The sequence below is a fragment of the Microcoleus sp. K5-D4 genome (genome assembly GCF_036704575.1).
GTDB lineage: Bacteria > Cyanobacteriota > Cyanobacteriia > Cyanobacteriales > Microcoleaceae > Microcoleus.
On sequence record NZ_JAUBSD010000004.1, the window covers coordinates 25,648 to 49,467 of the forward strand.

At 46.0% G+C, this 23,820-nt stretch carries 21 protein-coding genes; 8 read left to right on the forward strand and 13 right to left on the reverse strand.

What is annotated here, in order from left to right; translation table 11 throughout:
- The gene (gene lpdA, locus QUA77_RS02350; protein WP_333449135.1) at positions 1–1,437 is read right to left on the reverse strand and encodes a dihydrolipoyl dehydrogenase; all 1,437 of its coding nucleotides are present in this window, start codon (positions 1,435–1,437) and stop codon (positions 1–3) included.
- A gap of 445 nt (positions 1,438–1,882) precedes the next feature.
- On the opposite strand from lpdA, the gene QUA77_RS02355 reads away from it, so the two are divergent.
- Positions 1,883–2,161, forward strand: a complete 279-nt coding sequence (locus tag QUA77_RS02355; RefSeq protein WP_333185397.1) for a hypothetical protein — start codon at positions 1,883–1,885, stop codon at positions 2,159–2,161.
- A 249-nt stretch (positions 2,162–2,410) separates the two neighbouring features.
- On the opposite strand, the gene QUA77_RS02360 is transcribed toward QUA77_RS02355, so the two are convergent.
- From QUA77_RS02360 to QUA77_RS02380, 5 genes are all read right to left on the reverse strand, one after another.
- The gene (locus tag QUA77_RS02360) at positions 2,411–4,687 is read right to left on the reverse strand and encodes a lipopolysaccharide biosynthesis (protein ID WP_333060604.1); all 2,277 of its coding nucleotides are present in this window, start codon (positions 4,685–4,687) and stop codon (positions 2,411–2,413) included.
- A gap of 184 nt (positions 4,688–4,871) precedes the next feature.
- Positions 4,872–6,455: a polysaccharide biosynthesis/export family protein gene (locus QUA77_RS02365; protein ID WP_333449136.1), complete on the reverse strand. Its 1,584-nt coding sequence runs from the start codon at positions 6,453–6,455 to the stop codon at positions 4,872–4,874.
- Positions 6,456–6,584: 129 nt separating this feature from the next.
- The gene (locus tag QUA77_RS02370) at positions 6,585–7,304 is read right to left on the reverse strand and encodes a cyanoexosortase B system-associated protein (RefSeq protein ID WP_333037933.1); all 720 of its coding nucleotides are present in this window, start codon (positions 7,302–7,304) and stop codon (positions 6,585–6,587) included.
- The gene (gene crtB / locus QUA77_RS02375; protein WP_333449196.1) at positions 7,304–8,182 is read right to left on the reverse strand and encodes a cyanoexosortase B; all 879 of its coding nucleotides are present in this window, start codon (positions 8,180–8,182) and stop codon (positions 7,304–7,306) included. The genes QUA77_RS02370 and crtB overlap by 1 nt, the downstream gene beginning before the upstream one ends.
- 149 nt (positions 8,183–8,331) lie before the next feature.
- Entirely contained in the window at positions 8,332–9,471 is a 1,140-nt protein-coding gene (locus QUA77_RS02380) for a DegT/DnrJ/EryC1/StrS family aminotransferase (protein ID WP_333449137.1), read from the reverse strand.
- A gap of 196 nt (positions 9,472–9,667) precedes the next feature.
- Here QUA77_RS02380 and QUA77_RS02385 point away from each other — a divergent pair, with 196 nt between their 5' ends.
- Both QUA77_RS02385 and QUA77_RS02390 read left to right on the forward strand, forming a co-directional pair.
- On the forward strand, positions 9,668–10,705 hold the full coding sequence (locus QUA77_RS02385) for an NADP(H)-dependent aldo-keto reductase (protein ID WP_333449138.1): 1,038 nt from the start codon (positions 9,668–9,670) through the stop codon (positions 10,703–10,705).
- Between the two features lie 192 nt (positions 10,706–10,897).
- On the forward strand, positions 10,898–11,029 hold the full coding sequence (locus QUA77_RS02390) for a hypothetical protein (RefSeq protein ID WP_333449139.1): 132 nt from the start codon (positions 10,898–10,900) through the stop codon (positions 11,027–11,029).
- A gap of 192 nt (positions 11,030–11,221) precedes the next feature.
- On the opposite strand, the gene QUA77_RS02395 is transcribed toward QUA77_RS02390, so the two are convergent.
- A complete protein-coding gene (locus tag QUA77_RS02395; protein WP_333449140.1) occupies positions 11,222–11,683 on the reverse strand; it encodes a helix-turn-helix domain-containing protein in 462 nt (153 codons plus the stop codon).
- Positions 11,684–12,097: 414 nt separating this feature from the next.
- Here QUA77_RS02395 and QUA77_RS02400 point away from each other — a divergent pair, with 414 nt between their 5' ends.
- Both QUA77_RS02400 and QUA77_RS02405 read left to right on the forward strand, forming a co-directional pair.
- A complete protein-coding gene (locus QUA77_RS02400) occupies positions 12,098–12,352 on the forward strand; it encodes a hypothetical protein (RefSeq protein WP_333449141.1) in 255 nt (84 codons plus the stop codon).
- 113 nt (positions 12,353–12,465) lie between these two features.
- Complete coding sequence (locus tag QUA77_RS02405) at positions 12,466–12,834, forward strand: hypothetical protein (protein WP_333449142.1); 369 nt, start codon at positions 12,466–12,468, stop codon at positions 12,832–12,834.
- Between the two features lie 94 nt (positions 12,835–12,928).
- Here the strand turns inward: QUA77_RS02405 and QUA77_RS02410 are convergent, their stop codons facing one another.
- From QUA77_RS02410 to uvrB, 4 genes are read right to left on the reverse strand one after another with little or no spacing between them, the layout of a single operon-like run.
- A complete protein-coding gene (locus QUA77_RS02410; protein WP_333449143.1) occupies positions 12,929–13,327 on the reverse strand; it encodes a DUF2281 domain-containing protein in 399 nt (132 codons plus the stop codon).
- Positions 13,324–13,668, reverse strand: coding sequence for a DUF6883 domain-containing protein (locus QUA77_RS02415; protein ID WP_333449144.1), 345 nt, complete (start codon positions 13,666–13,668; stop codon positions 13,324–13,326). Before QUA77_RS02415 ends, QUA77_RS02410 begins: the two co-directional genes overlap by 4 nt.
- Positions 13,665–13,865 carry a DUF433 domain-containing protein gene (locus tag QUA77_RS02420; RefSeq protein WP_333449145.1) on the reverse strand — a complete coding sequence of 67 codons (201 nt, stop codon included), beginning with the start codon at positions 13,863–13,865 and terminating at the stop codon, positions 13,665–13,667. Before QUA77_RS02420 ends, QUA77_RS02415 begins: the two co-directional genes overlap by 4 nt.
- A 19-nt stretch (positions 13,866–13,884) precedes the next feature.
- The gene (gene uvrB / locus QUA77_RS02425; protein ID WP_333391429.1) at positions 13,885–15,897 is read right to left on the reverse strand and encodes an excinuclease ABC subunit UvrB; all 2,013 of its coding nucleotides are present in this window, start codon (positions 15,895–15,897) and stop codon (positions 13,885–13,887) included.
- A 180-nt stretch (positions 15,898–16,077) separates the two neighbouring features.
- Here uvrB and QUA77_RS02430 point away from each other — a divergent pair, with 180 nt between their 5' ends.
- Both QUA77_RS02430 and QUA77_RS02435 read left to right on the forward strand, forming a co-directional pair.
- Positions 16,078–16,560, forward strand: coding sequence for a hypothetical protein (locus tag QUA77_RS02430; protein WP_333037907.1), 483 nt, complete (start codon positions 16,078–16,080; stop codon positions 16,558–16,560).
- A gap of 428 nt (positions 16,561–16,988) precedes the next feature.
- On the forward strand, positions 16,989–17,681 hold the full coding sequence (locus tag QUA77_RS02435; protein ID WP_333037903.1) for a histidine phosphatase family protein: 693 nt from the start codon (positions 16,989–16,991) through the stop codon (positions 17,679–17,681).
- A gap of 673 nt (positions 17,682–18,354) precedes the next feature.
- On the opposite strand, the gene urtA is transcribed toward QUA77_RS02435, so the two are convergent.
- Positions 18,355–21,285, reverse strand: a complete 2,931-nt coding sequence (gene urtA / locus QUA77_RS02440; RefSeq protein WP_333449146.1) for an urea ABC transporter substrate-binding protein — start codon at positions 21,283–21,285, stop codon at positions 18,355–18,357.
- Positions 21,286–22,720: 1,435 nt separating this feature from the next.
- On the reverse strand, positions 22,721–22,954 hold the full coding sequence (locus tag QUA77_RS02445) for a hypothetical protein (RefSeq protein WP_333037901.1): 234 nt from the start codon (positions 22,952–22,954) through the stop codon (positions 22,721–22,723).
- Positions 22,955–23,265: 311 nt separating this feature from the next.
- Between QUA77_RS02445 and QUA77_RS02450 the strand changes: the two genes are divergently transcribed.
- Positions 23,266–23,565 (forward strand): hypothetical protein, encoded by a 300-nt coding sequence (locus QUA77_RS02450; protein ID WP_333037898.1) that lies wholly within the window; start codon positions 23,266–23,268, stop codon positions 23,563–23,565.
- The last annotated feature ends 255 nt before the right edge of the window (positions 23,566–23,820 follow it).

Here is a 23,820-nt window from a genome sequence, read left to right on the forward strand (position 1 = left end):
TTAATGACTTGCCGCTCCAGCCGCCCGTTTAAACGCCTCATCCAACACTTCCGAAAGCGTCGGGTGAGTGTGAACTCGGAATGCTAAATTGTTAACAGAATCGCGCTGGGCGATCGCATTTGCCGCCTCCTGAATCAAATCCGAAGCGTGCAAACCGAAAATGTGAACTCCCAACAATTCCCCAGTATCTTTCCGGTAAATCACCTTAGCCATACCGTCAGTTTCACCCTCCGCAATAGCCTTAGAATTTCCCTTAAAATAACTCTTGACAGAACCGACCTCAAACCCTTCAGTTTTTCCTAACTCCTTTGCCGCAGGTTCCGTCATCCCCACATAGCTAATTTCCGGGTGAGTAAACGCCGCCGCCGGGATACTCAAATAGTCAACTTCGCGGGCACGGCCACAAATATTTTCCACCGCAGCAATTCCCTGAGCAGACGCAGAATGCGCTAACATCATCTTGCCATTAACATCGCCGATCGCCCACAAGTTTTGCACCGGTTCTCCCGCCGCCAAAACCTGCATCTTATCGTTCACTGGGATATAACCGCGCATCGTTTCCACGCCAACAGTTTCTAACCCCAAATTCTTACTGACAGGAACTCGGCCAGTTGCTACCAAACAAGCATCTACTTCCAAAACTTCGACAATTTCCTTAGTCTTGAAATCAGCTAATTCAATAATCACCGGCGAACCAGGAGTAATCTTCTTAGCCAAAACACCCACTTTTGTTTCAATATCGCGGGGTGCAATTAACACCCGTTCTGCTAACTTAGCAATATCTGGATCGAAAGTCGGCATCAACTGATCTAGAGCCTCAATCATCGTGATTTCACAGCCCAGTGCGGTGTAAATATCGGAAAACTCCAAACCGATATAACCGCTACCAATAATTGCAATCCATTTCGGCAGCGATTCCAACCTGACAGCATCGTCGCTGGTAAATACAGTTTTGCCGTCAATTTCTATCCCGGGGGGGACGAAAGGAACCGAACCGGGAGCGAGAATAATATCCTTGGCGGTAATAGTTTTCTCGCCTTTATCGGTTTCGACGGTAATTTTTTGAGCACTGGCAATTTTGCCCCAACCTTGGATGACATCCACGTTCAAACGTTTGAGGCTGTTGGTCAAGTCGCCGCGAAGTTTGCTAACAATAGTGTTAGCGTGATTTGCGATCGCCCCGCGATCGAAATCCACATTCCCCAACTGAATTCCCAAAGTCTTCAGGTGGTGGGCATTCCGCAAATCTCGCACTCGCCCCGAAGCCGCCAACAGCGCCTTCGAGGGAATGCAGCCGCGGTTGACGCAAGTCCCCCCCATGTCTCCTGCTTCGATAATTGCCACTTTCAGCCCGCAGCTAACCGCGTGTATGGCCGCGCCGTGTCCGCCCACGCCAGCGCCGATAATTGCTAAATCGTAATCAAATCCCTGAGTCACCTTAAAATCTCCTAATGCCTTTGAAATCTTAGGACTCAAGCAAAAAACACCGTCTCTCCGTTCTTTCGAGGTGGCGCGTTGCCATCGCAACCCTTGAACAGCGGTAATAGTTGCATAAGTCCTGTCTCCTTATTCTCGACTAGACTAGGGTTAATTAGACAACGAAAGAGCCGTAACTGAGATTTTTTCAGGGTCAAGGATTTTGAGCTGGGTCTGCACCAAGTCTCAAATCACTCAGTAGGCGGGTGTAGAGTTAAATATAGTTTGAAGGCTGACAATGCCCGCTGCAGGTTTTATATGGGGCAGCAAGTTCAGCCACAGGCATTCCCATCGCCCGGTTAAATTCTGTCCTCCTGCTTGTTTTAGTCGGTTTTCATGTCTAATCTCTGCACGCGCCGGGGCGGACAGAGTTTGTTGGCAAATTTTAGACCCTATGGAGTGGCTTATGACGGATGACGACGACCAGAAAGATTTACGCCGGGCCTCGGCTCAATCCTTTTTTGAGTCCCTGGATGAATTGTTCGATTCTATAGAATCGAACAGCACTCAAGCGGGACAACCTAAATCTCCACTGCCTCCGGCTAAGCCTTCGAGTCAGTCTTCGAGTCCGCCGAAGAAGACTAGACCTGCGAAAATTAATTTGTCGGATTTTGAAGATGCGATCGCCGATTTGGAACAGTTTATCCAGAGCAAACACCAGAAACGCCCGGAATCCAATCAATAGTGCGATGACACATTTTCAAGTAATGACGGTTGACGGTTGACGGTTGACGGTTGACAAGCGAAAAATTTTAGACCGAAGTTCCAGCTCCCAGATTCATCTGTGGAGTCAATTTTTAAATCTCAAATCTCAAATTTCAAATCTCAAATCGACTGGCTGTTAACGGTGCTTTCGGCTTAAGCTGCTTAGGTTGCACCTACAAAATATTCACATTTGGTTGAGGATTGCTTTACAAGAATCAAGCCACATAAATTATCTCAATTTACTATTAATAGCCTTGTTTTTAGGCTTTGACGGCTGCGGTAATTGCCTCGATCGCACTTCGATCGCGCGATCGCCGATCGCAGTCACAGGGAACTCCAATTCATCAAGATCATTGCGGAACTTGACCGGAATATCAGCACCGTTAATAATCGCTCCCAACAGCCGCGGCCCGGATTTATGCGACTCGTCATCCTCAGATTCCAGCAACTGATCCGCAGCCTCAGACAACATACTAGACAAAGTGTAACCAGGCCGCGCCACCAAAATCATACCGTCCGTGTACGGTTCCAGCGTCAGCGCGTCGTTGCACTCGCTCAATGCTGGAGAATCCACCACGACAAAATCAAAGCGGTTGCGAACATCCTCAAACAATCTCCGCATTTCGCTTGATTCTAGTACGGCGGAGGCTTGTCGCAAAAAGCCGGGACTCGGCACGACATATAGGTTTTCTACCTCTGGAACCAAAAGGACGCACTCGCTAATATTGCCGTAATAGTGCAAAGGTTCCACTGTCGCCAGAGGATCAGCAGCAATTTTCAAAGATTCAACGTTAGAAGGCGATCGCAAATCTGCTTCAATTAGCAAAGTCCGTTTACCCGATCGAGCCGATGCAATTGCCAAATTGTAAGCACTAAAACTTTTCCCCTCCAAAGGCGCCGCCGAAGTCAACAACACCACCTTCACCGGTTTGTCCCCAATCCGGCGCAAATTAGTACGTAACCGCTCGTAAAATTCCAAATAGGGAGAATTTGCCTCCAGGGCCAGAGGCATTTCATCGCCGTAGGAATCAAACACCGTCACTTCAGGCAAAACTCCCAGTATCGGCACCTCTTTTTCCACCAAAGCCGCCCGCACTTCTTCCCAACTGTAAAACTTGCCGTTGAGCATCCCCAACAAAAATATCAACCCCCCGCCCAGCAGCAATCCCACAAATCCTCCCACCGCCAGCATCACGGGCAAACCTCTCTTGTTTGACTCAACGTCATCAGTTTGCGGCAATTGGGCGATTCTCAAACTCCCCGTTGTCTCAGCTACCGCCGCCTCAGCATCTACCAAAGCCGACTGCATCTTGTCGTAGAGAGCTTTTTTGAACGCCACTTGCTGTGCCAAACGGGCTTGTTCTAACTGCTTGTTGGGGATTGTCGCGTGTTCCCGACGCAATAGCTGTTCAGTTTTCTCGATTCCTTGGAGTTGCTGTTGCGCCGCATCCCGCTGCGTTTGCAAAGCAATCAAAGTTTGAGCTAACTGCTGTCTGGCCGGATCTAAAGAAGAGTCTACCCGAATTCGAGCGGCACTTCTGAGGGGAGCCGCCACCCCGTTACCGCCGAGTACCTCAGATTGTCGCTGCTGCAACTGCTGCTCAAAAGCTTGTTTTTGTTTGAGCAATTCTACAATTTTCGGGTGTTCCTCCTGCAAGTCGCTGCGGAGAATTTTGAGCTGAGATTCGATCGAAAACAATTGCACTCGCAGTTGGGCAATAATTGGATCGGCAGAGAGTGCTTGAGCGACGTAAGCTTGCTCCACATTCAATCCCAAGCGCTCCTGCAAACTGTTAATTTGAGCTTCCATGCCTCCCAACTGCACGCGGAGTTGTCGCTGCTGCTGTTGGCTGCTGGTAATCGCTTGCGGCAAAGCACCGCTCTGAGCTGCTAAAATCGAAGTCCCTTCTCGTTTTTCGTAGGCTTCAAGTTTTGCTTCCGTCTCTCTAAGTTCCTGAGTTACTTTCGGCAAACGCTGGTTAATTTGGGTGATCGTTGCTCGCAGTCTAGAAGTATTAATACTTTTGCTGTGTTCCACCATTTCGTACATCAGCGTCTTTACTACCGCTTCTGCTTTTTTGCGATCGCCATTTTTGTACAATACTTGAATCAAAGCGCTGGGGTCATTATTCTTACTTGGCATCTTTATCTGCACATCTTTTCCCAGCTTTTTAGCCAAAGCTTGTATTTTTTCTTTCGCTTCTTCTTTGTTTAATTTTTCTTCGGGTTTGATGAGTTTTTCGGCTGCTGGTTCAACCACTCTTGTATCCAGCAGCATATCTTTAGTTATTTCTTGTCCTTCCTGTTGAATTTTAGTAGTAGTCGATGAAAAAATCACGCTCGGTCTGTCGTAGGCCAGCGTACCTATTGCAACGTAAACTGGCGCAGGCTTTGGCTGCACAGCCACTACTCCCGACACGCCAACAGTCACTGCGAGAGTAGCCAGTCCCACCCACTTGTATTGGTCGAAAGCAATTAAATAACGTTTAACAACGGATAAAGTCATGACGATTTTAGATTTTAGATTTTAACTTTTAGATTTTAGATTGCTAATTGTTAACGATAACTAATGATTGCTGACAAATGATACCCATTTCCAAACAAGCTGCAACTGTAGGTAAGTTGTAAACGCATATCGCATAAGTCATTCCCCATCGACAAATGAAAATTGAAAATTGAAAATAGTATGACTACCTATCATTACGTGACGGGCCGAACAAATCTGTCACCCCATTTCTCAACTGCTCAAAGAACAGAATAAATCCCAAAGTATCCCGGAATGGTCGAGTAAAAGTATTGAGTACATAACCAATGCGCTCTACCAAATTCCTACCAATAACAATCACATCATTATCTTCGAGCATCGGGTTCTGAGAAACATTGCCCTCCAAAGCAGCTTTGGCATCTATCGAACGGTTGATTGCTCTACCTTGCTTTTCGTCGAACCGAATCAGGGCTATTTTCCGCAAGTTAGCAAGATTAACAGGCAAGTTGTTGAGAGCATCCAAAAACCTGCTGCCATTTTCTACGTAGAACGAGGTCAAACCACCACTAGCGTAACTCAAAACTCGAACGTAGATCCTGGGCTTAATTAGAGTAGACCGCGAAACAAGAGCTTTGTCGTAGTCTAGGTTTTTGGTACTAGCGTCCAATTCCGGGATGACAATCACATCTCCCGATGCCAAAGGAAAATCGAACAAATCGTTAGCGTTTGCTAGGGGAGTGTAGAGGTCGATTGGTTCCTCCACCGATGAGCCGTCCGTCAGCGTCCGCCGCACTCGTACCGCCCGCAAATCGGCTTTTCCAGTGACTCCCCCCGCAATCACCAAAGCAGCCGAAATTCGACCAGAACCCGCCGGAAGCGTGTAAAAACCCGGTTTGCCGACTTCTCCGGTGACAGTGATTTGGACGGGGACAGCAGCAGCAGCTAGGCTGTACCTGGATGCTAAATCTTGATCGGATTTGCGATCGGGCGTAACCTGTTTATACGGTACGACGATCGCATCTCCATCTTCCAAACGCAAATCCGGCGGAGCAATACCAGTTTGCAACGGTGTCAAAATATCAACAACTTGCTCTGCGACAGCACCTCCCGGCAGAGTCCGCCGCACCCGCACCGCCCGCAGTTCCGCCGTAGGAGTAGTCCCAGCCGCCGCCGCCAGAGCCGCAGGAAGCTGGGGGGTTTGCAGCGGATAAAAACCCGGTCTTGCCACTTCCCCCGTCACCGTCACCACTACCGGGCGCTGAACCAGCAAAGCAGCCGAGACTTGAGGATTTTTGATAAATTGGCCAAAGCGCTCCCGGAGACGCTGCTGTGATTCTTCGACGGTAAGACCACGCACATTTACTGTTCCGATTAGTGGCAGTACAATTACCCCTTCAGGGCTGATTGCACCCGTAAAACCTAGCTCTGGGAAGCGCTGAACTTGAACAGAAATCTGGTCTCCCGGGCCCAGGCGGTAGGGCCGATTCCGAAAAGCTGGGTTAATATCCCGGTTGAAATTGGCAGGCGGCGGTGGCGGTGGCGGTAAACGCAATGGCGGTGGCGCCACGAGTCGCTCGTCTCTTGGAACAACAGATTGAGCTAAAGCGGTTTCCGAAAAATTTTTGCTATTAAAACCCCAGAATACAGCAGCAAAAGATAGAGTCCAAGCAGTTGAATACAGACCTGCCAAGGAAAAAGCGAGGCGATTTTTAATAGTGGATTTTTCCCGCATTTTCAGAGGATTTAAAAAAGTAATATTTTGAATAATGACCTGATTTGTAAGTTTCATCTAAATAGAGTAGCGCGAAAAAACAATAATATCTTTTCAGGGCGGGTTGAACTCGTATCTTTACTATGAAGCAGTTGATTGTGGCAAAACCCGCCCACTCCCTAGGCCGATTTATTTGCACCTACCTGCTTACTGAAACCGAAAAGTTTCTGTAATTAATTTAGCCTGGATACTTTCGGCAAGAGATTCCAGCAATGGTTGAGCTATCTTAATCTCGCCCTGCGGTTGAATGGGAAGGATGATACTGACAGCAACCCAAGAGGCGCGGCGGTTCGACAGTCTAGCAATACTGTCTTCCCAAAACCAACGGCTGGTTGCTGGAGAACCCCCGTTAGGCCAAGCGTACCATTGCACGACAGCAAAAGTTTGTTGGCGAGTCCAGCTTCGGAAAAACCTGGCTTCGACAGTAGGCGGTGGCTGGTCGGGTATGGGTGCTAATTTAACTGTAAACCTCAAAGTGCGATGAGAATCGGTTTGCCATCGGTGAAATCCATCGATATCTAGCCATTCTACTTGGGGCTGGTTTTTGGGGTAATTTTGAGGCAACAGCAATAAAATGGCAATTGTTTTATCCTTTTTAATTTCTTCAACTAACCATCTGTGAGCGCCAATTTGGACGTTATTCTGAACGCCTATAACCTGCCATCCAGGAATTTTTATCCCGTTTTGGCGCAAACTTCTTAATTGCTTGAGGTTGGCAAGGGTTGGCGGGTTTGTCCAAGGCCACCTTCCCGTCGCGTAGCCGGGAATTGCTACTGCCCCAACTAATACCAGCAAAAACACCAGTACCATAATTTTAGATAATTGATACCGCCGCAGTAGTTTCTGTGCTGAAATCATCTGTTTCATTAATTGCCAGACTGACTTGGGAAATACTTTTCCATCCCGTTGAGGACAAGTACCAATAATCCTAGTATACAAGCAGAATACAAATCTCCGCCCCATCCGGCGTGTAGCCAAGTAAAAAGCGCCTCTCTGTCAGTTCCGTGAAAGTAAGTTAGCAAAGTATTACGAAAAATGTTGGAAGTGATGCTAATAATGGATGTAATCACTAAAAACAAAAGGCTTTTTTTGCGATAGTTCCAAACTCCCGTCCAATCCAGCAGAATTAAGCTGACATAAAGACTGGTAAACAGCATTTTCAAGCCTGCACAGTGCGGAGCAACTTCTACAATGCGCTCGTTTACGTACAGATAAATTTCTTCCACTCTCACATTATTGATACCAATCTTAATTAATATCCAGCCTGATGCTTCAGCAATGAATTGCTGTAAGGGCAAGGCGTAGGGTTCTATGAGGTAAGGAATGTGGTTCGGCGAGGCCAGAAATACGAATAAAAGCGGCATCGCCTGCAATTTCAAGCCGGGAATTCCTTTTAAAGATAAGCAAATGCTGGCCAGCATTACGGGGAGGGATAAATTTACTAAATCGCTCAAGCGACTCAGATAAAAAAGCGTGGCTAGTACCAGCAAAAAGCCTCCCAAAGGATGCGGTGAGTTGGGCAAGCTGCGCCAGGACTTTCGGTTCATCCAAGCAATATAAGCTGCGTAGGGCAAACCAATTAGTCCGTGGCTGAAATATTCGTGTTCGAGGCTGATGCTTTTGTTCAACCAGCCGTCGTACCAGTGTACTAGCAGGGGGGCGTACAGCAGCACTAGGAGCACCGTGATACCTTCCCCCAGGAGGTATCGCTTGAAAACAATGCGAATTCTGCGCTGGATGTGCATGGTTTGAGAAGTTTTAAGATTGCCGCGCTGGATTCGCAACGCTTTCGGGTTTTAAATTATGAGTTAAAGATTTGTTAATTCCCCACCAAAACGCTTTGAGAACCGCACCTTACTGCTTGAAACACCTGCCGCATAAATTTTATGAACAATTAGCAATTCAATGATAGTACGATCGCCCGAACAACTTGCTCGATCTGAGTATTGCTCAATCCGGGATACATTGGCAATGATAAAATCTGTTCGCACAGGGTTTCTGCGTGGGGAAAGTCGCCCCGATTGCCTAAGTTTTGGTAGGCGGGTTGCAGGTGGCAAGGTACGGGATAGTGTATGCCTGTTTGAATGCCGTCTTGGGCGAGTTTTTCCTGAAGCGTGTGGCGGTCGATCGAGCTTTCCTCAGTAATTTTGATAACATAGAGGTGATAAATGTGACCGCTGCTGCTGTGGTTGGCGATCGGTACAATGCCTTTGTGTTTCAATGGTGCTAGTAGAGTATTGTAGTGTTGAGCAGCGTCGGTGCGATCACGATTCCATTTTTCTAAGTAAGGTAATTTAATATTGAGCACGGCCGCTTGCAAATTGTCGAGGCGGCTGTTGCTGCCGATTTCTGTGTGCAAATATTTACTGGGTGCTCCGTAATTGCGGAGAGTTCGCATTTTTTCTGCGAGCTCTGCATCGTTAGTAATTAACATCCCGCCGTCGCCAAAAGAACCGAGGTTTTTGCTGGGATAAAAACTGAACGCTGCTGCTTTACCAATGGAACCCGCGCGGTATCCTTCTCTAGAAGCTAGATGCGCTTGAGCGGCATCTTCAAATATGATTAAATCGTGGCGCTTCGCAAAATCTAAAAGCTGCCGGGGCGATACCATTTGACCGTAAAGGTGTACGGGGATAATTGCTTTAGTTTTCGAGGTAACTGCTGTTTCGGCTGCTGTGAGGTCAATCAGGGCGGTTTCCGGGTCGCAATCTACGAGAATAGGTATAGCTTTGGCTTGGAGGACGGCGATCGCAGTGGCGATAAAAGTGTTAGCGGGTATGATAATTTCGTCGCCCGGATTAATGCCACAAGCTTGGAGTCCCAGAGCGATCGCATCAGTTCCGCAAGCCACTCCTACGCCGTATTTTACTCCAGAAGCTGCTGCAAATGCTGTTTCAAATTCGGCGAGTGCTTGACCTAAAATAAAGTCTCCTTGCTCGATAATTTTTCTAATAGCTTCTGCTATTTGGGATTGGATTGGTTGGTGTTGCAGGGAGAGGTTGACAAATGGAACTTGTGGCGGGCGAATACTCATACATCAGAGGAATACGAATTATTTATATTAACATTTAAGTGCCGATATCTTTTAATTTTTTTAACCGCAGAGGGCGCAGAGAGCGCAGAGGAAAAGAGGAAGAGAGGAGAAAGCATCGCGCACTTTTCTGGAGCTGTCAATTAAATCAAACTTTTTCGGTAATATAGAATCAGATAATTTGCCAGTAATCAAACTCATGGAATACAAAAAACTGGGCGACAGCGACTTATCAGTATCTGAAATCTGTTTGGGTACGATGACTTACGGTCAGCAGAACACCGTTGAGGAAGCGGCCCAACAGCTCGATTTTGCGATCGATAGAGGCATCAACTTTATCGATACGGCAGAAATGTATCCCGTCCCTGGAAAGGCGGAAACTCAGGGAAAAACAGAGGAATATATCGGGGAATGGTTGGCGAAACAGCAGCGGGATAAAGTCATTATAGCGACTAAAGTGGCGGGCAGAAGCACTCGCTTAAAGTGGATTAGGGAAGGGAAAAATCAGCTCGATCGCCCAAATGTCGAAAAAGCCCTGAATGACAGCCTGAAGCGCTTGCAAACTGACTATATCGACCTCTATCAGATCCACTGGCCCGATCGCTACGTGCCCTTATTTGGCGCGCCGGATTATGATATTGCCCAAGAACACGAAACTGTACCGATTTTGGAACAGTTAGAGGTATTTGCTGACTTGATTAAAGCTGGGAAAATCCGCTATTTAGGTTTGAGTAACGAGACGCCTTGGGGAGTTTGCGAGTTTTGCACGTTGGCGGAAAAACACGGTTTGCCGAAAGTTGTTTCGATTCAGAATGCTTTCAGTTTGACCAATCGGACATTTCACCTAAATTTAGCAGAAACTTGCCGTTTTAAGAATGTGGGATTGATGGCTTACAGTCCTTTGGGGTTTGGGCTATTAACGGGTAAATACTTGAAGGGAATTCCCGAAAATTCTAGGTTGGCTTTATTTGCGGGATTTGGTCAGCGTTACGATAAAACTAATCTGAATGATGCGGTGAAAGCGTATGTTGAGATTGCGGGGAAACATGGGATAAGTCCGGCGCAGATGGCTTTGGCGTATGTGCGATCGCGCTGGTTTGTAACTAGCACAATTATCGGTGCAACCAGTCTGGAACAGTTGGAGGAAAATATCGGTAGTTTGGAGGTGAATTTGGATCGGGAGATTATAGCGGAAATCGATGCGGTGCACGCTAAGTATCCGAATCCGACACCGTAAGATATCTCGGCGGTTGAAACCGCTTCTACACACACAAAGTCCGCCTGCGCGGACTAAGAGATAGAGGGGAAATTTAACCCGGATTTGGTATTAGTAGGTTGGGTTGAGGTAACGAACCCTAGGTTTCACTTCGCCCAACTTACCACTGGCTAGGAAAAGCATTTTTAATTTGATCGCACTCAAGTATTAGATGTGCTCAGAGGTTTTCTTCAGGAAGTGATGCAGCTAGCTGTAGATAAGGGTTACATCACGCTGGAAGAGAAGGAGGAATTTATTCGTCCGGCTTTTGCTAGCAGTACGGATGCTGCGGTATTCAGCAAGTAGTTGGTTTGGGTGGTGTTTTGGGCGATCGCACCTAACTCTTAATTTATCCCCTCACATTTACCCCTAATTATTACCCCTAAACTAAGGGTGTTAAGGGCGATCGCGCCTAACTCTTAATTTATCCTACGAATATTTTAACCGCAGATGATGTACGGGCGGGACGCCCGTACTACGGTTTAGCTTGTTTGCATTTTACTCTTCTTCTGAGTCCTCAACTTTAGACTCTTTGGCTTTCTGTCGAATCTGCTTGAGTTCTTCTTTTGGCTTCCAGTTGCTTTTGGGAGTTAGTTTGTACACGTCAGTACGTCCCCTCCGCTGTTCCTTCAGCAATAAACCTGCATCTAAGAGGGTTTTTAGGGCATATTGGGCTTTTCTGACGCTCATATGACAGATTTCTGCTGTTTTCTTCAATTTAGCGAAACACTCACCTGTGAGTTTTCCCCCTGTCCTGCGAACCACATGGGCATAGAGTCTGAACTCGTAGGGGTCTAAGCCGTACTCGTCGAGGTCTGAATGGACGACTGGCAAAGGCGGTAAGTCTTTTTTAGAATTTTTATTTGCAGATTGAGGGGGCTGTTGAGATAAGTCCTTTTCCGAAGAAGTCCACTCATCCGAGTCTTTCCCATCATCTTGGTGATTTTTATTGATCGACATATGTTTTAGGTGCATGAGTAGTGCATCCAGTGCATCTTAGCATATGCACTTAATACTTATCTGATACGCACTTAATGCGTAAGCCTGGTTATATATTTATATTGTAACAAATTATAAGTTATTTTAATAAAATACCTTAAGAAGAAAATACCCTAACCACGCACTTAATTTTTATACTGACTTCGGCACGAAACCTTGCAAATTCAGATCACAGGTGTTAAAGTTCTAAAATAGAAGACAAAACAAAAGCGTCCTCAACACTTCTCAGGTGCAAGGACGCTAAGTCTCAACACTTCTCAGGTGTAAGGACTCTCTAATGTTTTGTATTTTTCGCAATGCCGAATCTTACAGTGGCTGCGCTGGTGTGCATCAGGTCACTTGAAAGATTCTCTTGTTCTTTAGACATTTACAAACATGGTAACACAAAATCCGCTTTCGCTACTAGACAAGCTGTCTAAGCATCCTCGTGGTTTGGAACTAGCTTATCTGGTTTATCAGCTCCATCAAGATAGTCAAAGGCATACACAGCCAGAGCCTCGGCTTGTTGCGATCGCCTTGAACCTAGCCGAGCGTCAAGGTATAAAAGACAGACCATACTTCAAAGGTATGGCTAATGACAAGATTCGCGGGTGGATTGCTCAGCACTCTCCCAACCAGGAAATTAACTGAGAACAAAATAGCTTAGACAGCAGCCAGTCAGCTTACTGGCTGGCTTAGCTGTATCTAATCTACTTGTTGTAATTGTGAGTATCAATCCACCCAACACTTAGTCAAAGAAGCTAATGGCTAACATCCAAATTGCTGAAAACAGACCACTTAGTGAGCTACTTGAAATAGCACTCTCTACTCAAGCAAACTTGAACCGAATTCTGCTTGAAAAAATTGAAGCAAAGGACAAAACTATCGAATTGCTTCAAATTGAGAATGAACAAAAATGCAATGAAAAGCTTGAACTGCAACAAAAGTTAGATGACTCAGAAGATGAAAAGCTTGAACTCCAAGAAAAGTTAGATAACTCAGAAGATGAAAAGCTTGAACTACAACACAAGATAGATTCATTGGAGGATGAGAACCGTGAACTGCGACAACGAGTAGATCCTTTTTCGCCAGATGGTCTTTCGATTGAAGACTCTTTTGAAAAGGAATATTAAATAGGGATGTAGGTAAATTCATCAAAAGTGCGATCGCCCTTCCCATCCAAAAAATAGGATAATGGTAAAGGGCGATCGCACTTCACCTAAATGCTTAATACGATCGCACTTTTTGCTGTTTTTCCTGCAAAAACTCCGCAAAATCGCAGACTTCAGCCACTAACTCGTCAGGTAAATTATTTAAAACCGACAGTAAATGCTCTCGAATCCCCATCATTTCATCGGCAGATTTTACTAATTGCAACTGATGCGGATAAACTGTTTCAACACCAATCGTTTCCATAAATGCGCCCGGTTCATCCTGAGTTGCCGGCACAAAATCCCCGCCAACTTCTGCTTTCACCCATCCCCCAAATAATTCTACTAAATAAGCTTCACCCTTCTTGAAAACCTCAACAATTGTCCCGGCTGTTTGTGGCGGTGCAATCTCGCCATCAGCGAGGGGGACTGCTTCGGTTAAAGTCACTGCGTCCAATAACTGAAATTTGCTCATTGCTGTCTCCCAAAGCGTTGAGGAAATGCGGTAACAAATCTAGCAATATCTTCACCAGATAAAACAATCCAGCCTGTACGTATTTGCCAAGATACCCCCGATCGCCCTGTAACTAAAATAATAGCTTGGTAGCGTTCTCCATAGTCATTCTGTCCGGCTGGCTGTAACAATTCTAGCGAGATTTGGGCTATAATTGCGTCTCGAATCTCCTCCGGTGACTCAAACCCCATCACCTCCCGCCAGAATTTCTGCTTATCTCCGCCTACTCCTGCTTCCGTGGCACTGCTAAAGAGATATTGCGCCTTAGCAATGGGAAACTCTAAACGAGTGGGTGCATTCATAGCATTGAGGTTGAGAGTTGATACTGGAGACTAGCTTTGATATCCTCAGCTTCCAAATAAGGATAAGCTGCCAAAATTTCCTCTACACTCATCCCATTTGCTACTAAACTCACTACCAAAGAAACAGTAATTCGCATTCCTCGAATGCAAGCTCTTCCTCCCATAATTTTTGGATCGAAGGTAATGCGATCGAACATCCTATCCTCCCACTCTTCCTTAATGTCCCAATAGCTTATCCCGCAAATGCTTAATCCGATCGCGCAATTTACCCGCCTCCTCAAACTCCAACTTCTTAGCCGCCGCCTTCATCTGCGCTTCCAACCGCCCGATTAACTGAGGAATCTCATCCAAAGATAACTCGTTCACCTGTTCGTAAACCTCCTCCAACTGCTGAGAATTCAGCTTGCGCGACACGTCCAAAAACGCCAAAATCGCATTACTCGATCGCTTTTTGGCGATCGGCTGCGGCGTAATTCCGTGCATCTTATTGTACGCTAGCTGAATCCCCCGGCGGCGGTCCGTTTCGTCGATCGCCTTAACCATACTATCCGTCAAATTATCCGCGTACAAAATAGCCTGTCCCTGAACGTGCCGCGCCGCCCTTCCAATCGTTTGAATCAACGAACGTCCCGATCGCAAAAACCCCTCTTTATCCGCATCCAAAATTACCACCAGCGAAACTTCCGGCAAATCCAAACCTTCCCGCAGCAAGTTAACACCAATCAATACATCAAACTTACCATCCTGCAAATCTTGGATAATTTCGATGCGTTGAATCGACTGAATTTCCGAGTGCAAATACCGGACTTTAATCGCCCTCTCCTGCAAATATTCGGTTAAATCTTCCGCCATCCGCTTCGTTAAAGTCGTCACCAACACTCGCTCGTCCCGACTTACTCTCTCCTTGATTTCCCCCAACAAATCATCAATTTGTCCTTCCGTCGGGCGCACGAAAATTGTCGGATCTATTACTCCGGTAGGGCGAATTACTTGCTCGGCAACTCTGCCTTCGGATATTTCCATTTCCCAATCCCCAGGCGTAGCAGAAACAAAGATACATTGATTCTCTTTCGCCCAGAATTCCTCGGCTTTTAAAGGGCGGTTATCTGCCGCGCTAGGCAAGCGGAAACCGTGTTCGATCAATACTTTTTTGCGCGCTTGGTCGCCGTTGTACATTCCCCGAATTTGCGGCACGGTGACGTGAGATTCATCTATCACCAACATCCAATCTTTCGGGAAATAATCAATCAAACATTCTGGCGGTTCCCCCGCATTTCTCCCTGCTAAATGCCGCGAATAATTCTCGACTCCGTTGCAGTAACCTACCTCGCGCAGCATTTCCAAATCGTAGCGCGTGCGCTGTTCCAACCGCTGAGCTTCTAACAGTTTCCCCTCTTTTTCAAATTCTGCCAGTCGGTCTTCTAATTCGAGTTCTATCCCTTGGCAAGCTGCCTCTAATTTATCTTCTGCCGTGACAAAGTGGCGCGCTGGATAAATATTTAAAGCCGTTGAACTTTGCAGGATTTTACCTGTTACGGGGTCAACGTAGCGAATGGCATCAATTTCGTCGCCGAAGAATTCAACGCGAATAATTCTATCTTCGTAAGCGGGGCCAATTTCCAAAACATCGCCTTTGACGCGAAATTTCCCTCTGCCTAAATCTATATCGTTGCGGCTGTATTGAACGTTGACTAAATCGCGCAAAACTTGCCGCTGGTTGACTTCCATTCCTACTCGCAAAGGAATAGCCGCTTTCAGGTATTCTGCGGGCATTCCCAAACCGTAGATGCAGCTAATTGAAGCAACTACAATCACGTCACGACGTTCAAAGAGCGATCGCGTGGCTGAGTGTCGCAACATATCGATCTCGTCGTTAATTGCTGCTGTTTTCTCAATGAAAGTATCGGTGACGGCAATGTATGCTTCAGGTTGGTAGTAGTCGTAATAACTGACAAAGTATTCGACTGCATTGTTCGGGAAAAAATTTCGCAGTTCGTTGCACAGTTGAGCTGCCAGGGTTTTGTTGTGTGCTAGGACTAAGGTGGGTCTGCCAACTTTTTCAATCACCGAGGCAATGGAGAAGGTTTTGCCCGTACCTGTAGCGCCGAGTAAGGTTTGAAATCGATCCCCGGCTTCGATGCCTTTGACAAGTTGCTCGATCGCTAGCGGTTGGTCGCCTGTGGGCTGGAAGGGCGCTTGCAATTGAAAAGATGCTGCCGCAGTTACCATAGGAAAATGTAGCTATTACCCATAAATCTTAACAAAAATGCAGAGATTCTGCAATTTCGTTAAAAAAATAGTTAGACTTTGTAATATTATTTTAATCATCGGCCGAAATAGAAAGCAGAAAGCCCACAAAAGCAGTTGTCCGAACCCAGCAATCAACAGCAATAAACGAGGAAAAGAATTATGGATACGAGGAGCACAGGTACAGGCAAAGGCAAAGCGATCGCCCGCCGCGGCAAAGGAGGTTCCAAAAGCCAACCGACAGAACCCACGGATGCCAAAGCAACAGGAATTCAACTTTATCAGCCGCCACACCTGCATGACAACCGCCCCGTGGGGCCAGACGATTTTACCATCAGCGAGATCGTCTCGATATCGGGGGAGCGCCCGATCGGCACTAGCACCCTGCACATCAGCGAAACCTACGGCATTGTAGGCAATCGCCCGGTCGAATCCAGCGACTTTGAAGTGGTTGCTACACTCGGCAATCGCCCGATCGGTTCCAGCGCCATGCAAGTCAGCGAAATGTTCAGTATGTCCGGTGCCCGCCCTATTGGCATCAGCACTCTGCACATTGATGAAGTTTACTCCACAATGGGAGGAAACCGCCCTATTGCCTCAAACGAAATTGACGATAGCTCGGCATTAATGGGCTTCTTAGATTAATTAGTCATTAGTCATTAGTTATTAGTTTTTCGCTGTTAACTAATGACTGATTAAACTTTTTATACAAGTTATTGAGGAACCGGATCGAGCAATTGAATCGTCTCAAGTGATTTATTTAAACCTGCCAATTTTAATAGTCGGCGTTGCGGATTTATGGTATGAACAACTCAATCTGCAAAAAATGAAACAAGCGCTTCAGGGGGCATCTCAAGGAAAGCAGCCAAGCCCAAAATTGGAGTTAGGAGCCAGGAGGAAAGAGTAAGAAGGAAGGAGGAAGAAGGATGGAGCCAGAAGAAGTGTTTTTACAAATAAGAGATGCTCCCGCGCTTCAGAACATTTTCGGAATTTCCCAGTTATCTATTTTCATCCCGTGATTCATCAACGCCCTAGAAGTGATTTTTACCCTAAATGAGAGGGAATATCAAACCGTGTCTATTTGGATTATTCGTCATGGTCAAAGTCAATCCAATGCAGGGTTGGCAACTATTGGACCCCATGAAAACGCCTTAAGTGAATTGGGCGATCGACAATCAAGATGTATTCCAACCGCCGTTAAACAAACTCCCGACTTGATTGTGACTTCACCTTATCTAAGAACACAACTCACTGCTCAACCATTGATTGAAAAATTTCCACATACACCCGTTGAGGTTTGGCAAGTTCAGGAATTTACCTATCTGGGTCTACAGTTCGACCAACCAACCACAATCCTGGATCGCAAACCTCTGAGCAAAGCTTACTGGGATCGCTGCGACCCTGAATATGTCGATGGAACCAACGCCGAATCCTTGGTCCAACTGATGGAACGAGTCCGAACTTTCATAAACCAGTTACAACAACAATCCGGTTTTGTAGTTGTCTTTTCACATGGATTTTTTATCAAAGCAATGCTGTGGCAGATGTTGGCTAACCCAAAGTTAATTGATGCCGTTGCGATGAATCGGCTTTTGGGATTTTCGCGAGGATTTCCAGTACCGAATGCGTCAATTTTGCAGATGGAATTTGATTCAGGTGGGATACCTCATTGGAGTTCCTTCATGACCAATCATCTGCCACCGGAGCTAGAATCGGTAGCACCTGATGCAACTGTGGCCAGTGATGCAGGCGATCAACCCTCGTAACCTACCTTCACTGGAACAATGCCCCAACTAACGCCTGAGTGGCGTTCCTGATTTATGGTATGAACGACTCAATCTGCAAAAAATGAAACAAGCGCGTCAGAACATCTTCGGAATTTCCAACTTATCTATTTTCATACCGTGACTCAGCAACGCCAACAATCTTTTCGCCATTGTTAAATACATCAACTGGGTCATGAAAAGCACGAGCGAAAAAGCGCTACAAATCTCTATTCCTAATGCGGTCACAGGTTAGCCAAAGAACTTGAGTTCGCTGGCAAAGCGAACTACTCAATCCACAAAATCTCACTTTTTAGTTACAACAAGAGTGTCCGATATGTTGGCAGGAGAGCGATTAAATATTAAAATATTTTTGGTAAGTGGTAACAGTTCTAGCAGAAGACCTTCGGCAGAAAACTATCCCAGCAATAATTTCAACAATTAATAACGTCCTCAGCGTCTTCGCGGTTGCTATAACTCTTAATAATTCACAACATTTAACAGTTGATATTTCACATTTGACAGTTCAAGGGCTAATGACTACTGATATCGTTTGCGGTTGCATCGGTATTGTTTAAATGTCTAAACAGTCAGTTGTTCCGAAATCATAATTTTAGTCAACAGTCAACAGTCAACAATATCTTGCTCGTGCAAGCAGAATAGATATGACTAATAACTACTTCCCCAGACCCTGATATTTGCTCAATAAAGCAGCAAAGCGCTTGTAATCCACAGGCTTCCTCACATACTCCGCCGCTCCCAATTCCAAACCCTGATTTTGGTCGTCCAAAAAAGTTATCATAATCACTGGAATATCAACCAAATCTCGATCGGCTTTCAACGCCGACAGCACCGCCCAGCCGTCCATACTTGGCATCATCACGTCCAGAATAATCGCGTCCGGCAGCAAATTCTTAGCCAACATCAGCCCCCCTTGACCGCTAGCCGACGATCGCACCCGAAATCCCTGTTTCGACAAGCAGCGGGTCATCAAATCCCGCGCGTCCGGATCGTCGTCAATCACTAGGACAGTAGCAGCATTGGGCAGCTCCAGCGCTTGCGATCGTACTGCTTTTTGCTTCGCTTCAGTCGATTCTGCACTCGTTTCTAAATCGTCGTCGGAAGACTTCGGCTGCATTTCTGCGGTTTCTCGATCGTCCTGCGCTTCTTTCGGGCTTGTAACCGCAATCGGCAACCGGATCGTAAAACTAGAACCGCAGCCAAACTCGCTATCAACCGTAATGTCGCCGCCCATCATCTGGCAAAACTTCCGGCTAATTGTCAGCCCCAAACCGGTGCCGCCGTATTTGCGGGTAGTAGAATCGTCCGCTTGAGCGAAAGCTGCGAACAGCCTCGACACCTGATCCTCAGTCATGCCGATGCCGGTATCGGTTACTTGAAAGACGATCGCAGGCTGTTGACACCCAGAAAAAGCTGCCGAGAGTTCTTCGGAATTGTCGAGCGGCAAAACCTCCCCTTCTTCTTTCCAAACATTAATCGTAATTTTGCCTTGATCGGTAAACTTAGCAGCATTGGTCACCAAATTCAACAGCGCTTGCCGCAGCTTTGACAAATCGGAGTATATCGTGCCAATATTGCGATCGCAATTGACCATCAAAGTATTGCCATTTTTCCCTAGCTGGGGTTGAACAGTAGTCACAACCTCCTCGATCAAATTCCACACCTCAAAAGTCTCTAAAAAAAGAGTCACCTTTCCTGCTTCAATTTTAGAAATATCCAGGATGTCACTAATAATGGTGAGCAACTGCTTGCCTGCCATATTAATGCTTGCCAAATCCATCACAAACTCTTCTTCGCCGAGTTCCAGAGCCTCTTCTTGCAGCAGCTCGCTGTACCCAATAATCGCATTCAAGGGCGTCCGCAACTCGTGAGTCATATTTGCCAAAAAAGTGCTTTTCGCCCGGTTAGCAGCTTCGGCAGCGTTCTTAGCAACTTCCAATTCGCGCGATCGTTCCTCTAGCTGCCGCTGCCGCACTTCCAAACCGTTAAGCAAACTGCTAATTTGCTGAGCCATTGTATTGAGAGTAGAAGATAGCACCCCGATCGCGTCATTAGAAACCACAGGCGAGCGAGCCGTCAAATCACCGCTCGCCATCTGTTCGGCAGTTTCCCGCAGCAAGCCGAGATTCCGAATAATTGCCGACACCGACACAAAAGCCACTATCCCGGCGATCAAACTCAAACCCAAAGCCCCCATCAGCCAGTGCTGAGTGCGGCTCGCCACCCAGAGAGTTTGCTGCACCAGCACCGCCATGGCTGCCTCGGGAACCCCCGCCGCCGGATCTGAGGCAGCCTCTATTGTCAGCAAATAGTTCTTCATCTCCACAGAACCCATCCACCCGACTCCTACCGCCATCCAAGTTATCAGTACCAAGATGACAAACAGCCCGCTCAAAGACGCCCGAGTTCCCAGAGCAATTCCCCTCGTAGCCAGTGCCGCCGCCCAAGGATAGCCTTTGAGAAAAGGATCTGGCTGCACCGGTGCGCCGGAATTCCAAATTTCCTCAATTTGACCGTCCAACCTCACCTTACCAATCCGTACTGTTTTCCAGGTATGCTGCGTTTGGGCATCTATTTTTACCTTGCCCGATGGCGCTGCAAACTCAATATTTTTAGCAGCAGCCCTGACTTTAACCACATCTGTCGAACCAGCTTTTTCTACTGCTTGCTTCCACAGGTAAACGCCCAAATAAGCCGCTTCGATGGGGTCATCGGTGACTCGATTTTCCCCGTATCGGGCTTTATAAGCCTTGACAAATTTACGATTTTCCGGTGTATCCACCGTTTGAAAATAGTTCCACACCACCAAATGTCCGGCAATATTGGACGGCCCGATCGCCCGCACTTCTTCTTCTGCTACGCTGACCGACATCACTGGCAAATCATCGGGTTTCACGCCAGCTTCCCGCAACTTTTGGAAAAAAGCCACATTGCTGTCCCCGTTGAGAGTGTTGAGAATAGCATCTGGTTTCACTGCTAAGATATGTGCGATCGCCTCGCCCACTTCCCTCGATCCCAGCGGCAGATACACTTCCCCCGCTAACTCTCCCCCCTGTGCAGCCAGTTGAGCTTTCACAATCCGATTTGCCGTGCGGGGAAAGAGATAATCCGAACCCAACAGGAAAATTTTCCGCTTCCCCTGTGCCAGCAAGTAATTCACCCCAGGCACAATCTGTTGGTTTGGGGCAGCACCAGTGTAGACAATATTCGCACACTGTTCTAGCCCTTCATATTGCACCGGATAGAACAGCAACCCTTTGCCCTGGTCGAAAGCCGGCTGTACAGCTTTGCGGCTCGCCGAAGTCCAACAGCCAAATACCACCGCCACCTGAGCTTCTAAGAGCAATTGCTTAGCTTTTTGAGCAAAAGTTTGCAAATCGCTGGCTCCATCTTCTATAACCGCTTCCAAGGGGCGTCCGAGCACCCCTCCTGCCACATTAATTTCCTCAACAGCCAACAGCGTCGCATCTTTAACAGAAATTTCGCTGATGGACATCGTGCCCGTCAGCGAATGCAACACACCTATTTTGATCGGCTCACGAGTCGGGCCGGCTGCTGCGAGGGGTTTACTGCTCCTTGATCCCATAGGGTTTTAGATAATTTTTACCAAAAAATGGGGTTTAAAGCCCCGCACTTAAGTGCGGCTTTTATCTAGGACTTTCCTTAATAAAAAGTGCTGAGGTTTGATATAATCATACCATGATAGTAAGAGAAGCCAAGCTAAAAAATGGAACGAGAGACCAATACTGTGCACTTGATGAAGCCATCCGAACAGGCGAGTTCATTAGAAACAAAGCTGTCAGATTTTGGATGGACAACGCAGATGTTAGTAAGGCCATCTTGTACGTACTCGGCAAAGATATTGCCTGCATAGCGCTTTCGCGAAAAAGCTCTAGTCAGCCGCCCGTCAAGCCAGTGCCGAATGCGCTGGGGCTTCTCTATCTAGCTTCTATAGCCGCTGTAAAAAAGGCGAGAAAAGGAAGGGTTATCCTAAATTCAAAAAGCACTGTCGCTCTGTACAGTACAAGGTGTCAGGCTGGAAACTAAGCTGTTGTACATTTAAAGTGTGATACGATCATTACCCTTGTTTTTGATTTTTCGCTCCCATTGAATTATTAATTGTCCTTATTTTAAGAGGATCTTCCATAAATAATCTAGCTCTTCAATTGATGTAAATAGCCTATGGGCAATACATTCTTTGGTCTAAGGCAATACTAATTCAATTTAGTTATAGTCTCTGCTGTATTTTGGAATAAATTATAAACAAAAATCACGCATTTCTGTTTCATTTTTTTTAGGTAGTCTTCTTTCTTATGAAAACTAGCATTATCAAAAAAACTCACTATTTTTGCTTTGTTTTTAGCCACTTGTGAGGCTGGATTACCTGTTTATACCCATTCATTAAGTAGCTCTTTATGAAAAACTTTTAGCACTTAATAAAAATTATGTGAATTACCTTTAGTGATAAATTCTACCCACCTTTTTTTATCTGAATACCTCACTCCTCTTATTACATTAACTATTCCCTTTCTTCTGTCTCCTCTGACATTTTTTCGGATGCCTTTTTTACACCTGTTCTTTCTTCAGATGACTCTTAAACTAAATCCACTCTCCTACCCCAACCCGACCTGTAATCGTTCTGTAGTTAATTTTTCTATTTTTAAATATTCCGCTATTTTTATTTTAAACGCTTTTATTTCGGGATTTCTATGGGACTCTAGGCTATACTTTCCCCAAATGTAAACATACTTTTTTTTCTTTAATATCCTCCGAACTTATCCTCCACTTAATTTTATTCCTGTGGATTCCTCTAAGTATGTTGCTAGTCTCTGCGAGAGCATCTCCTATTTGTAATAACACTTCTTCTGGCTCCTTCCTTCTTCCTCTTTCCTCGCAGCAAGAGAGCCTCGCAGCAAGAGAGCCTCAAAACTCCAATTTCTAGCTTGGCTGCTTTCATTGAGATGCTCCCGTCTCTGCGCTGTTTATCTGACAAAATCATCTCCTAATTCTTGAGGGTCTCTTTATATGGTTGTTAATAATATTTCTATCAATCCCGGTTTCAACAGTGTCGGTAATTGAAAATACAAATAATTGCCACTACCCGTCGGCATGACAATCATCATATCCCGTTTTTGTAAAGCAGCTTCGACAATTTCCTGCAGCCCCGAGTTCAAAGAGTCATAGCCAAAAAAATTTTTGAGCACTTGTTCCAGGGACAGTGGCACAGAAGATGTTGGCGGATGAGACGCTGACATTTGCAGTAGTTGGTTGTTGGATTCTACAGTCTTTCATGCTTTTGGAGAACAAATACACTGAGTGCGATCGCACAAAATTCGTTAAGCAGAGAAACGGATACTTTTAATCCGGGTTTAGACCCATAGTGATGGGTAGGGATAGTGATGGGTAGGGGCCCTCACAGAAGTCACCCCCAAATGAAAGGCCGTTATCAACAGCAGAATTTTCCACTTTACTTTAATTCGTTACATACCCAGGGTAAGGTCATCTAATTTGGTATAGTATGAACTTGACAAATCAAACAATATCAGCATAAGTGACATGGTATAATATGAACTTGACATCAGAGCAAGATAAGTGTGATAACACCAATACGGCCGTTGAAACACTCAAAAAATTAAGTTTTATGTCGGAAGGATTTGATACTCAATCTGCCGAGACCAAGAAAAGTTTTCTTGCTCAGAAAAAGCCTACAAAAGTAGCATTCATTGGAGCTATTCAACAGAGCTTAGTGGAGTATTTTGGAGAGTTCAAATACCCAATAATAGAGCGGACTAAGAAATATCAACTCACAGACATTATCGCACGAAAATTCGTCAAGTCTGGTCTGCTCCAGTTGCTGCCATTGTAGTTCTTTACCAGCCTCGACTATGGGCAGGACTTCAGAGTGTTGTTATGGTTGTCCGGATGCGTCATCTTTGGAATCAAGCTAGCCGTGAAGTTCAGTTTTATCTGATTTGTTTACACAGTGATGCTCAACTTTTAGGTCGAGCTATCCAAAAAGATTCGGGGATGGAAAACCACGCTCACTGGACAGGTTTATTGTACTTTTGCAGAAGATTCTTGCGGCATTCGCTCTTTCCACAGTCCCCATAATTTTTCTCTC